This window comes from Limibacter armeniacum, from assembly GCF_036880985.1.
In the GTDB taxonomy this organism is placed as follows: Bacteria; Bacteroidota; Bacteroidia; order Cytophagales; family Flammeovirgaceae; genus Limibacter; species Limibacter armeniacum.
Map to the genome: position 1 here is coordinate 1 of NZ_JBAJNO010000003.1, position 13,513 is coordinate 13,513.

The window sequence follows — 13,513 nt, forward strand, 5'->3', positions numbered from 1 at the left end:
GGGCTCTGATAAGTAATGCCCCTTGTCCAAAATAGTTAAGTACAAGTCCAGGCAAGACCACAAAAAACCATGCTTGACGAATAGCCTTTTTTCCAAAATGCCCTAAATCAGCATAGAGTGCCTCCCCTCCTGTAACTACTAGAAATACGGCACCCAGCACATATAAACTTTCAAAGCCTTCCACAGAAAGAAACTTTATAGCCAATACAGGGTTTAAGGCAACCAAAATGTCTGGATACTTGAGGATATGGACAACACCCAACACACCTAGTATTGAAAACCAAAGCAACATAACAGGTCCAAACAACATCCCTACTTTGGCTGTCCCAAATTGCTGCCCTAAAAAAAGTACCACAAGAATCAGGGTTGTAAGTGGCGGAGCTAGGTTCTCAAATGCAGGATTGATCACTTTGAGACCTTCTACTGCACTCAAGACAGAGATCGCAGGCGTTAACAACCCATCTCCATATAAAAGGGCTGCACCAAAAAGTCCTATCAACAAGATAAATGTTTTCCCTAACCTTTTATCACCAAGACTGGTAAGAGCCGATTGCATCAACGCCAATACCCCTCCTTCCCCATGGTGGTCAGCTTTTAAAACAACAAACAGGTATTTAACACTTACAATCAATATCAATAACCAGAAAATCAAGGATAATATTCCCATCACATTATCCGGATTCAGTGTTGTAGCATGTTTACCATTGAAACACTCCCGAAAGGCATAAAGTGGTGATGTACCAATATCCCCGTAGACGATACCGAGGGCTGCTAAAGCCAGAACTGATTGCTTGGATGGTGTTTTCGACATCGTACCCTAGTATAAGTTGTGTTGTTTGAGGTTTACATAAAGCTAACCTTGATTTAGTGATTGGCAAAATGCCTTTTCAAACTAATGGTACGCCCTTTCAGTTTATAAAATCTTAGATTAGTACTACCTTGAGTAAATCCTAGCTAGCACTTACAATAGCAGGAACTTACCAGAGAAAATAACAATACATTGAAATAATAACATGACAGAGTTTTGGGAATCGAGTTTTAAGGATAAACAAACAATGTGGGGATTTGAACCTGCTGATGCTGCAATTTCAACTCTTGACTTATTTAAAAATAAGAAATTAAAGGAAATATTAATCCCTGGGTTTGGATACGGCAGGAATGCACAAATTTTCACTGAAAATGGCTTCAACGTTACAGGAATTGAAATTTCAGAAACGGCAATTGATTTAGCAAAAAAACACTATGGCAATATCGTAAATGTGTATCATGGAAGTGTCAGCGAGATGCCATTTGACCAAAAGTTATATGATGGCATTTTTTGTTATGCATTAATTCATTTACTAAATGAAGAAGAAAGAGCTAAACTGATTGCGGATTGTTATAACCAACTTCGAATTGGTGGATACATGGTATTTGTTGCAATTTCAAAGAATACCGCCACATATGGAGAAGGTATAGAACTAAGTAAAGACAGATTCAAGACCAAGCATGGAGTTAATCTATTCTATTATGATCTAGCAGCAATAGAGAATGAGTTTGGCCAATATGGATTGAGTGAAACTGAAGAAATTAGTGAACCTGCAAAAAATATAGGCAACAAGCCTTCACAAAAATTTTGGCAAATTACCTGTACTAAAAAGGAACAGTAAAACGCTTCAGATTGATTTTTAAACTAAAACCAACAGTCCAAACTTGTGTCATAACAGCTTGATACTGCTTGTACTTAACCTAACAAATGAATAAGCTAATTGCAATAATTCTAATATTGGTCATTGGGCCAATTCTTGGAGGGGTTTATGGGATTCTTCATGACCAAATCACCTATTCCATCTCAGAGGAGTATTATACAAAGTTTAAGTTTATACAATTTGGACTTGAAAACTGGGGATTAGGACAAAATATCGGATCAGGTAAAAATCCGGAGATACAGTTAGAGAACCCTAGATTTGGAGTTACCATCATAGGAATATTGGCTACATGGTGGGTAGGACTTATTATAGGGGTGTTTCTTGGTCTTGTAGGGTTCATCCATAAAAATGGAAATGAGATGTTCAAGGTTACCCTAAAAGCAATTATGGTAACTATGGGAGTCGCATTAATAACTGGCTTTATTGGGCTTTTATATGGACAATTTTTTCTGGATGAAGTTCCTCCGTATTGGTTTTTACCTGACCATACAAATGACAGGAAAAGCTTTATAGCCATTGGCTCAATGCATAATTTCAGCTACTTGGGAGGACTAATTGGATTAATTGCAGGTGTGATATTTAGTATCCTCCAAAAAAGAAAAAATAAACGCATGATAACTCAAAATTCCTGATGCATAAAACGTCAGCAGATACTCCAATTAACAATAACCAATTGATGATTAAAGCATTATATCAAATAGAAAACACGCTCTTAAATTATAATGGGCTGAAAATAAAAAACGTTGTTCAAGACCATGAATGTCAAGAATATTTTGGGTTTAACTTCCAAATAAACAAGCTCAACATAAAATTTAGAAAAGCGAAAGTCACTCCTAAAAAAACGGGGCTGTTTGTCTCCTTATGGAAAAGAAACGCAACAGGACAAACAGCGCCTTTTAGCATAAATGACAATTTCGATTATTATATCATCGCAACGGAACAAGATCACCAATTCGGGTTTTTCCTTTTCCCAAAACAAGTTTTAAGCGACAATCAAATATTAACCAAGCACAATAAAGAAGGTAAACGGGGTTTCAGGGTCTATGCAGATTGGAATACACCCAACAACAAACAAGCTCAAAAAAGCAAAAATTGGCAAGAAAAGTATTTTATAGATTTGACCAATACCGAAAATAAGTGTGTTGAAAAACTTAATTCAATTCTGCCCATCACTTGTCTGTAATATGAATGGGATACACTAATTGTTCATCACATTTAATCAGCATTCAAACAAAAGGTATAGCCCATTCCTACTCAAATAGTAATGGCTATACCTTTATAATATTCAGCATCATAATGTCCTGCTATTGACTACAAACATTTGTATGCTTAACCTATCTACTTAAGTCTAATCGGATATTGGTTAGGTTACCCTTAAAATGAAAAGGAGTATCGTAGTTATCATCAATCGGGGTGCCGCCATCCATACCGATATCTTGCGTTTCATCCAAAGAGTACTTGATAGGTGTCGTCTGATCAATCTTACCTTCACCTACTACCTTGCCATCCACAAGGAGCTTCACTGTACCACTCTTACCAAACTCCTTTTCACCACCATTATAGGTAAAGTCTGCCTTGACCTCATGCTTTCCGGCAGGTACTTTTGAAGTAGAATTGATGGTATAGCGCTTCAGGTCAATGTAATTGTGGGAGAAATAAAGTTGACCATCTTTCAGGTAAAATGCCCAACCTGCTGTATTGCCGCCTTGCGTGAAGATCATCCCATTACTATTTTCATCCACCTCCACATCTGCCGTAATCGAGAAGGATTTGTTCTTCAGGTCAGGGGCAGTTGCTTCCGGCAACCCGCTGATAGGAGAAGGATAAACAAAGTGAGTTCTACCTGCACTTGGGTTGGGCTTACCTGTCATCTCTGCCGAAAAGCGTTCCGCTCCTCGCCAGTCCAGCGGCAGTACATTGTACTTGCTCGCCTGTGCCCACCACAAAGCTTTTAGCTCTTCCAACTTTGCAGGTTCGGACTTTGCCAAATCAGTAGCCTGAGAAAAATCCTTGTCAATATTGTAAAGTTCCCACTTGGCTTCAAATGGGTCATAGTTATCCCTTACCGGATTCCATGGTTCAAACGAAAGGCTGGCAGCCCACCAACCATCCTTGTAGATGCCCCGGTTGGCAAACATTTCAAAGTATTGCATGGTATGGCTTTCCTTGGCTTTGCCATCGGTCAAACTTTCCATAAAGCTACGTCCTTCCATGGGCTTCTGTGGTACCCCATTGACCATATTAGGCTCTTCTAGTCCCACTACCTCCAAAATAGTTGGCGCTATATCCACCACATGGGTAAACTGATTCCTGATCGCTTTGCTTTCCTTGATCTTCTTGGGCCATGAGATTATCATCGGGTTTCTTACTCCTCCTAAATGACTGGCTACCTGCTTGGTCCATTGGAATGGTGTATTCATCGCCCAAGCCCACTCAGCAGGGAAATGGTTGAAGTGTTTTTCCGTTCCCAACTCATCAATATGAGGCAGCACTTCCTCATAAGTAGTCTCATGGGCATTGAAGAATGCAATCTCATTCATACAGCCTTCCAATCCTCCCTCTGCCGAAGAACCATTATCACCCACGATATAAATGATCATGGTATTTTCAGCATCCGGCAAGGTCTTGACATAGTCCATCACCCGCCCTACCTGAGCATCGGCATGTGCCCCATAGGCAGCAAAAATTTCCATCATATGGCTGTACAGCTTTTTCTGGTCGGCATTCAGGCTCTCCCATGCCGGCAGACTTTTGGGACGGGTTGTCAGCTTGGCATCGGCAGGGATTACCCCCATCTCTTTTTGACGCTTGAAGGTCTCTTCCCGATACTTATCCCAGCCCATATCAAACTTGCCTTTAAACTTGTCAATCCATTCTTTCGGTGCCTGATGTGGACTGTGTGTTGCAGCCAAAGCCAAATAAACAAACCAAGGCTTTTCAGGCTCAAATGCCTCTGCCTTTTGCAAGTACGCAATGGTCTTGTCTGCAAGGTCTGCACTCAGGTGATAGTTCGGGTCATCTGGACGCTCTATTGGGTTCAGGTTTTCGATCAGGTCCGCCTTGAACTGGTTGATATCTCCCGCATTAAAGCCATAGAAGTAATTAAATCCCAATCCTGTGGGCCAGTGGTCAAAAGGTCCCAATGGACCTGTCTCATATACGGGTGTATTGTGGTTTTTTCCAATCCAAGCGGTGGCATAGCCATTTTGTCTCAGTATTTCGGCAATGGTAGCCGTACTTTTCGGGATTACACCAGTATAGCCGTCATATCCGGTAGCCAGCTCTGTAATAATACCTGTACCGGAAGACTGGTGGTTTCGCCCAGTCAGTAAGGCAGCTCGGGTAGGTGAGCAAAGCGCTGTCGTATGGAAACGATTATAGATCACGCCCTTCTCTGCCAGCTTTTCCATATTGGGTGAAGGTACCCCTCCACCGCTTACAGCAAACTGGCCAAACCCGGCATCGTCTATCAGGACAAGCAAAATGTTGGGAGCGCCTTCCGGTGGTTTGGCAGGCTGTGGAAACTTGGCAGGGTCACTGTCCTTGAAGGTCGTCCCCACGACACCCTTGAATCGGTATTCCGGTCGAGGTAAGACTTCCTGTGCAAAGGCACGTGGTACGTACACTAGCAACAGCAACATAAAAATAGTAGGTTTCATATTCGTTATCAGTTAGATCTAAAGAGGCAAAACAGAAAGGAGTGAATACCTAACAGGTAGCTAATAAGATACTTTTAGAGTTGACTTCAATAGCTAAATCAAGTGCATCAACAAAATGTAAAATGAAGTAAAAAAGAAGGGTATTTATCTATACTAAAGAAGTAGCCTTTTATGCTATATTATAAGTTTTCAAATTGAGCATTTATTTTAATAAATATATTTTCAGTACAAAACCCCATTCAATAACATTATATACAATCACAGAGTTCAAACTTTATTGCAATAAAAACTGCCCAACATACTTATATAAAAATATTCATATGTATTAAAGTCAATTTACGATGAATATCAGACTCAACTAAGTATTCTAATTGAAGTAATCACAATCCACCTTCCCCACTGTTTACGCTGTTTATCAGATAAAGTCATCCTGAAAAGTAACCATCACTTCTTGATTCCCTCATTATGAAATTTGTAACACAACGATAATTAAACACTAATAACCAAACACTTACCACTACAACTGACGCTTGTAAAACCTCCTTCTCTTCTTAAAAAGGGATCGTATAACCAACTTTCCTTATTGAAATGGTAACTAAAAAGTTTCATCACAACAGGCTCAGGACAATACCTGTTTAAGTCCTAAGATCTTTATACCTACATTCCATTCATCGCAATTCTTGTTCTTCCTATCGCACTATTTTCTTTTGAAAAATCTATACGCTCTACTTTGACACTCAATAGAAATTATGATCACTGGTTTTTAAGCGAACCTGATCGTCACGTGCTTTCTACTTTAAAAATTGTGCTAATGAAGACACCTGATTTTTATTACAGTGGATTTAAATCACAAACAGCATAGAAAAAGTAGAATTACAACAAACTATTAATAAACTAAATACTAGGTAATTATGACCAAATTGCGGAACACAAAACTCCAAATCACCCACCGGGTAATTTTTCAAGCAGTGACAGCCCTTATTATTTCATCATTAGTTATACTTTCAGGTTGCAATGATGACGATGAAAACGTAGTAGATGAAGCCTCCATTACATCCATAGATTGTAGCGGCGTCACTTTTGACTTGACTATAGACGGCCCAGATATTTCAGGTACAGCTACCGTTCCTTATTCCGGCGGAAATGGCGTGGCTTATGACACTGCAATGGTGATCTCTTCAACTGGTGTAATAGGCTATACTGCTACATTGGAAAGCGGTACGTTGGCGAGTGGCGAAGGTAACTTGGTCTTTGATATCACGGGTACATCCACAAATCAGATGGGCGGCGGCATCGCTTTCTTCAGTGTAGCTTTTGGAGGTCAGGCCTGCGTACTTGAGATGACACTTGATGGTGGATTCGATGGCGGCATGGAACCTGGCGCTGGTGGTCCTGGCGGAGACATGGGCGACATTGTGGACAACGGCTTCTCAGATGTTGAAGCGGTAGAAGTTACGGCTTGTTCTTCTGCTTCAGGAATTGAGAAGATCATTTGCCTTGCCGAATCTTTTATCGCATTGCTTGATGATGAAGAGTTGGCAATTGTACAGCTTGATTACTCAGTGGAAAATGCACAGAAATGGTCTAACCTACCAGAAGGAATGGCAGGAATCAGACTGGGACTTTCTCTGGGCGAAATGGATTCAACACAAGTGGCCTATGTAAAAGCCCTGCTGAAAGAAGTTACCGGAAGTAAAGCAAACGAAGGATGGGACGAACTGTATCAACACCTTATCGCTGACAATTACCTAGGTGACAATGGAGGCGGCAATACTTACGGCTCTCACAATTACTATTTTGCCTTGTTGGGAACACCATCTACCTCCGGCACTTTTGAGATCCAATTCGGAGGCCATCACTTTGCGCTTGCCAACACTTACATTGATGGAGAACTGGTGGGTGCTACTCCTTCTTTCCGTGGCATTGAACCATTCGGTACTTTCACTTACAATGGTGAATCTTACCAAACCATGAATGATGAGCAAGCAGCTATGGTGGCTATGCTGGCAGGACTGTCTTCTGACGAGCTGGCAACTGCTCAACTGAGTGGTACATTCGGTGATCTTGTAGCTGGCCCTCAGAATGATAACAATTTCCCTGCAACGCCTTCTGGACTGAACGTAGGTGGACTAACCTCTGCTCAGAAAGAACTGGTACTTGCCGTAATCGAAACTTACGTTGCTGACCTGTCTGATACTGAAGCTGAAAAAATCATGGACAAATATGAAAGCGAGATAGACGATACCTACATCGGATATTCAGGTACAACCAGCGTAACTGAAAGAAACGATTATGTCAGAATCGATGGCCCGTCTGTATGGATTGAGTACAGTACGCAGTCTGGCGTTATCCTGTCAGGCACACACCCTCACTCTGTATGGAGAGACAAGACATTTGATTACGGTGGAAATTAATTTTTTCCACTGCTGAAACATTCAGTGACAACCTGCCCTCCTGCTGAGGGCAGGTTGCTTTCAACCAATATGATAACAAATCCGTCCGACTTCAGGTGCAGGTACATTTCTGCAAGGTGATCGGGCAGCATTACTTATTGAATACCAGTATGCATTTCAGAAAGCTATGGCATGTATCACTTTTGCTGCTACCTGCCTTCATGATACTACCCTCAAAAATTTTGGCTCACCCCATGCCCAATACGGTGGTGGAACTTTCCGTTTCAGATCATTCTGTTTTTGGTGTGGCAAAGATGCCTTTTATAGTTTGGATGGATGCCACCAAAAGCACTGAAGAGAAAGTTGACAGCACACAGATCGTAGGTTATTTCCAGCAACATATCAAGGCGCTATCAGGGAATGACGTTTGGAAAACCAACATCAGTGGCTTTAAGACGATCGAAGAGTTTGACCGTGAAGTTGGTAAGTATACTGAACTGGAGATTTATTTTGAGCTGACACCTTCTACCCCATCGGCACTTCACCAGTTTGATTTTGCCTATGATGCCATCATTCATGAGGTACTCACCCACAAGATTCTCATTTACCTGAAATATGACTGGAACAGCGGGATGATCACAGATGAGGCTACCAGACCTGTTGGCGTTATAGCGACAGATTTTAAATTGGGAAAATGCCTGCCACTGAAGATTGACATTGATGGCGGAAGCTGGATCAAAGGCACTTGGGCCATGTTTTTATTTGGAATGGAACATATCCGTGTTGGGTTGGACCATATTCTTTTCCTGCTCACGTTGTTGATCGTCTCGCCGCTGGCAGTCTTTGATAAAAGGTGGACAGGCTTTGAAGGCTATAGGCACACCCTCTTCCGATTTCTGAAAATAAGTATTGCCTTTACAATTGGCCATTCAATCACATTGCTTGTTGGCAGCTTTGACCTGATTCCTTTCCGTGCTCAGTATATCGAAGTTCTGATTGCCCTATCCATCCTGATATCTGCCATTCACTGCATCAAACCTGTTTTTGTAAAGAAAGAGGCTTGGGTGGCGGCCGGCTTCGGGCTTATCCATGGTTTGGCATTTTCGATTTCACTTTCATCCATGAACCTCGGATGGCAGGCAAGGTTACTGAGTGTTGTCGGATTCAACCTTGGCATCGAAAGCATGCAGCTTATCATTATGGTTTGCTTCTTTCCCTTACTGATCACCAGCAAATGGAAATTTTACCCAGCCTTCAGGGTTGCCTTTGCCATCATCACAGGCATCACTGCCGTGGCGTGGATTTTTGAACGCGTTCTGGAGAAAGAAAATTTCATTACCGAGATCGCTAATTCTATTTTATAAACAATCAGCATGAATTTTTTCAAATCAATTTACAGTACAATTTTTTTTGTACTGGTCGGTTCTGCCGCATTGGCTCAAGGAATTTCAGGAAAGGTGGTGGATGAAACAGGACTTGCCATAGAAGCAGTACTCGTACAAAATCTTCACACCGATCAGCACACCCACACCAACCAACAGGGAACATTTTTACTCAACGGTATAGAAGCAGGCGATACGCTTACGCTAACACATGCCGCATACAATACGATTAGTGTTGTAGTAAAAGAAGAAAAAGAACGCACCATCATACTTGAACTCAAGACCTTTGAACTGGATCAGATTACGGTGAGTCCGGAGGTCAATGCGCTCAATGTTGTATCAAAGATTGACCTGAAAACTACGCCTGTCAACTCCAGTCAGGAAGTTCTCCGTAAGGTGCCCGGTCTCATCATCGGTCAGCATGCAGGTGGAGGAAAAGCCGAGCAGATTTTTTTACGGGGATTTGATATAGACCACGGAACAGACATTGCCATTTCTGTAGATGGCATGCCTGTCAATATGGTTTCCCATGCTCATGGACAGGGCTACGCTGATCTCCACTTCGTGATTCCGGAAACGATTGAGAAAATCGATTTTGGAAAAGGAACTTACTATGCCGATCAAGGAAATTTTAGTACAGCTGGATATGTCGCCTTTCAGACCAAAGACAGGCTGGAAAATAATATCATTCAGACAGAGATCGGTCAGTACAATACCAAAAGGTTATTTAGCCTGATCAATCTCTCCCGCAATTCACATCACGCTGCCTATGTCGCCAGTGAATACCTCACTACAGATGGCTATTTTGAAAGCCCCCAGAACTTTTCCAGACTGAATGTCATGGGCAAGTACACGGGAGAGCTGGACAATAACAACAAGCTTTCCGTTAGTGCGTCCCATTTCCAGTCCAGTTGGGATGCGTCAGGACAGATTCCTGAACGGGCAGTGGAAACCAATATCATCAGCAGGTTCGGTGCGATAGATGATACGGAAGGTGGAAATACGTCAAGGTCAAACCTGAACCTTAACTACATCCATCAGCTATCCAAAAATTCATCCCTGACTTCAAGATTCTATTTGTCTCATTATGATTTTGAACTTTACAGCAACTTTACTTTCTATCTGGAAGATGCTGAGCATGGAGACCAGATCAGGCAGAAGGAAGACCGCAACATGTTTGGATTCAATTCTGAGTGGAATCGCTTTATTGCGCTACCCAATGGGTCGATCAATCTGTCTGCCGGTGTTGGATTGAGAGATGACCAAACTACAGGCACAGCGCTGTCTCATTCCCTGAACAGACAAACAACGCTTGAAACCCTCAAGCTGGGAGACATTCACGAAACCAACAGCTACGCTTATGCACAGGCTGAGCTGGTCAGGGGAAAATGGACCGTCAACCCTGCCCTTAGGCTAGATTATTTTCAGTTCGGTTATTATGACCGTCTTTCAGAAACCTATGAAAACAATCAGGTAGAAAAAGGAATACTGAGTCCAAAACTGAATGTACTTTACCAGCATTCGCCGCTGCTGCAATATTACCTGAAGACGGGCATTGGATTTCATTCCAATGATACGCGTGTAGTCGTGGCAGAAGAAGGCGAAAGCATCTTGCCCAAAGCCTATTCCTCTGATTTGGGGCTGATATGGAAAGCACATCCCCGACTTCTGGTCAATGCAGCTGTTTGGAATCTCTTTCTCGAACAGGAATTTGTTTATGTGGGAGATGCCGGCATCGTAGAGCCAAGCGGAAAAACCAACCGATCGGGCTTCGATCTTGGCGTAAGATGGCAATTGCTGGACTGGCTTTACTTCAGTCAGGATGTCAATTATGCCTATGCCCGTTCCGTTTCTGACCCTGAAGGAGAAAACTATATTCCTCTGGCGCCGGACTTGACTGCTGTGGGCACCTTGAGCATATCAGGTCAAAGCAACTGGTACGGCAGCATCCAGTACCGATATATCAGTGATCGACCTGCCAATGAAGACAACACCATCGTAGCAGAAGGCTATACCGTAGTGGATACCAACCTTGGTTATCAGTTTAAACACTTTGACTTGGGTTTGAAAATTCAGAACCTCTTTGATGTGGAATGGAAAGAAACTCAGTTTGCGACAGAATCCAGGCTGTTTAATGAGACCTCAAGCGTTGAGGAAATCCATTATACACCGGGTATTCCATTTTGTGCGACGGCAATGCTCCGGTACAAATTCTGATAAGGATAAAGTTGCCATTTCAATACTAAACTCAGACGGTCATCATACAAAAACAATATGCTATATTGATAGTCCGAGTCCACAAATAATTCATCTTAAATAGTCGAGAAATGGTAACATGTTTTTTAAAATACACAATCGATCCGTACAAAGTAGCAGCGTTTGAACACTATGGAAAACTTTGGATTGATCTGGTCAATGAAATGGGAGGTGTACATCATGGATACCTATTGCCGTATGAAGGAGCCAACAACATTGGTTATGCTACATTTTCATTTGCGACCTTGGCTGATTATGAAGACTATAGAAATAAAATTCCTTCTTGCCCAAAATGCATGGAAGCTTTTGAGTATGCCAAAAACACAGGCTGTATCCTTCATTATGAGCGGTCATTCCTGAAGCCAGTATTTGAAGGCATAAACGATAAGGCGAGGATAGACTGATATCTTTTGACACAAAGCGTGCTAGCAAAACTCAAACAGCATAAAGGAATCCCAATTAGTGAGGATGAGATTTTTAAAAATCTCATCCTTTTTTTCTATTAATTAGATTAGTAGATAATTATCTCCCTTTGATTTCACAAAATCAGTAACATCTCTTTAAGAAGAGTATCCAAAAATTAGAGACCAATAAATAACATGAAAATGAAAAAAATAGGACACCTACTATTAGGGGTAACCTTATTTATGATCGGATGTCAAACCCCTAATAATAAGCAAGATCAAGAAAGTTCTACAACAAATACCGATCGATACGTGCCCAAACCATATGTAAAAATCACGCACCCTGAGTGGAGTAAAAATGCGGCTATTTACCAACTCAATACAAGACAGTTTACACAAGAAGGCACGTTCCTAGCTGCTGAGAAAGAATTACCAAGATTAAAAGAATTAGGGGTTGATATTATATGGTTGATGCCTGTTCAAGAAATTGGAAGTAAAAACAGGAAAGGCACATTAGGAAGCCCTTATTCCGTGAAAGACTATTTCAAGGTCAATCCGGAATTCGGGACCATGGAAGATTTAAAACAATTTGTCTCATCGGCTCATAATCAGGGCATGTATGTTATTTTAGATTGGGTCGCTAACCACACTGCATGGGATAATGTATTGGTTCAAGAGCACCCAGATTGGTATGATAGAGACTATAAAAATGATTTTAGACCTACTCCTTGGTGGGACTGGTCTGACATTATTGATTTGGATTATAACCAACCTGGCCTAAGGCAATATATGACCAATGCTTTAAAATATTGGGTCAAGGAAGCTGATATTGATGGCTACAGATGTGATGTTGCCGGATTTGTACCTGTTGATTTTTGGAATAACGCACGTAAAGAATTGGATGCCATAAAACCCGTTTTTATGCTTGCCGAGTGGGAGTCTAGGGATTTACATGCAGAAGCTTTTGATATGACCTATGCGTGGAGCTGGAATGAAACGATGCACAAAATCTGTACAGGACACGCAGATGTAAATGGCTTATATATTTATTACTCTTGGAATGAGAGTGCATTTCCTCCAAATTCATTTCGAATGACATTTGTAAGCAACCATGACAAAAATGCATGGGAAGGCACCATGTGGGAACAGTTTGGAGATGGTTTAGAGGCTGCCATTACCTTATCAGTGGTTGGGGAAGGAATGCCTTTGATTTATAATGGACAGGAAGCCGGTAATAAAAAGCGACTGGAGTTTTTTGAAAAAGACCCTATTGTATGGAAAGACCATTACATTGGTAAGCTATATAAAGACCTATTTGCTTTGATGAAGGAAAATACAGCACTGTGGCATGCGAAATGGGGCAGTACAATGGTTAAGGTTCCTAACTCTTCAGAAAAGGAAATACTTAGCTTTGTCCGTCAAAATGAAAAAGATAAGGTTTTTGCTGTATTCAATTTTTCAGATAATGCACAAACCATATCATTTAAAGAGACACTTTATCACGGAACATATACCGATTACTTTTCAAATGAAGTGATTGATTTCAAAGAAGATTCAGCGTTGAAATTAGATGCTTGGGGATATAAAGTATTTGTAAAAAAATAAGGGAATTGTAATTGATGCTATTTGCCATTTTTACACTTAGCTATCATTAAAAAGTCAATCCATAACTTATGTTCAAGTAATATAAACTATGGATTGACTTCGCTCTCCTTTCTAAGAATATCATTG

10 protein-coding genes are annotated in these 13,513 nt (G+C 41.3%); 8 read left to right on the forward strand and 2 right to left on the reverse strand.

Annotated elements, in window-relative coordinates:
- Positions 1-811 (reverse strand): KUP/HAK/KT family potassium transporter (locus V6R21_RS02400; protein WP_334240520.1); only part of this gene is annotated, 811 nt, incomplete at its 3' end.
- Positions 812-1,013: 202 nt separating this feature from the next.
- Between V6R21_RS02400 and V6R21_RS02405 the strand changes: the two genes are divergently transcribed.
- The 3 genes from V6R21_RS02405 (at position 1,014) to V6R21_RS02415 (ending at position 2,871) form a co-directional block, all read left to right on the forward strand.
- The gene (locus tag V6R21_RS02405) at positions 1,014-1,649 is read left to right on the forward strand and encodes a class I SAM-dependent methyltransferase (protein ID WP_334240522.1); all 636 of its coding nucleotides are present in this window, start codon (positions 1,014-1,016) and stop codon (positions 1,647-1,649) included.
- Between the two features lie 86 nt (positions 1,650-1,735).
- A complete protein-coding gene (locus V6R21_RS02410; protein ID WP_334240524.1) occupies positions 1,736-2,320 on the forward strand; it encodes a hypothetical protein in 585 nt (194 codons plus the stop codon).
- A complete protein-coding gene (locus tag V6R21_RS02415; protein ID WP_334240525.1) occupies positions 2,320-2,871 on the forward strand; it encodes a MepB family protein in 552 nt (183 codons plus the stop codon). Before V6R21_RS02410 ends, V6R21_RS02415 begins: the two co-directional genes overlap by 1 nt.
- Before the next feature lie 151 nt (positions 2,872-3,022).
- Here the strand turns inward: V6R21_RS02415 and V6R21_RS02420 are convergent, their stop codons facing one another.
- Positions 3,023-5,347 (reverse strand): arylsulfatase, encoded by a 2,325-nt coding sequence (locus tag V6R21_RS02420; protein ID WP_334240529.1) that lies wholly within the window; start codon positions 5,345-5,347, stop codon positions 3,023-3,025.
- A 911-nt stretch (positions 5,348-6,258) separates the two neighbouring features.
- Here V6R21_RS02420 and V6R21_RS02425 point away from each other — a divergent pair.
- The 5 genes from V6R21_RS02425 (at position 6,259) to V6R21_RS02445 (ending at position 13,387) form a co-directional block, all read left to right on the forward strand.
- A complete protein-coding gene (locus V6R21_RS02425; protein WP_334240531.1) occupies positions 6,259-7,761 on the forward strand; it encodes a DUF3500 domain-containing protein in 1,503 nt (500 codons plus the stop codon).
- 95 nt (positions 7,762-7,856) lie between these two features.
- Positions 7,857-9,104, forward strand: a complete 1,248-nt coding sequence (locus tag V6R21_RS02430) for a HupE/UreJ family protein (RefSeq protein ID WP_334240533.1) — start codon at positions 7,857-7,859, stop codon at positions 9,102-9,104.
- 9 nt (positions 9,105-9,113) lie between these two features.
- Positions 9,114-11,339 (forward strand): TonB-dependent receptor, encoded by a 2,226-nt coding sequence (locus V6R21_RS02435; protein ID WP_334240535.1) that lies wholly within the window; start codon positions 9,114-9,116, stop codon positions 11,337-11,339.
- A 110-nt stretch (positions 11,340-11,449) separates the two neighbouring features.
- A complete protein-coding gene (locus V6R21_RS02440; protein ID WP_334240537.1) occupies positions 11,450-11,782 on the forward strand; it encodes an NIPSNAP family protein in 333 nt (110 codons plus the stop codon).
- Between the two features lie 201 nt (positions 11,783-11,983).
- Entirely contained in the window at positions 11,984-13,387 is a 1,404-nt protein-coding gene (locus V6R21_RS02445) for an alpha-amylase family glycosyl hydrolase (RefSeq protein WP_334240539.1), read from the forward strand.
- Positions 13,388-13,513: the final 126 nt, after the last annotated feature.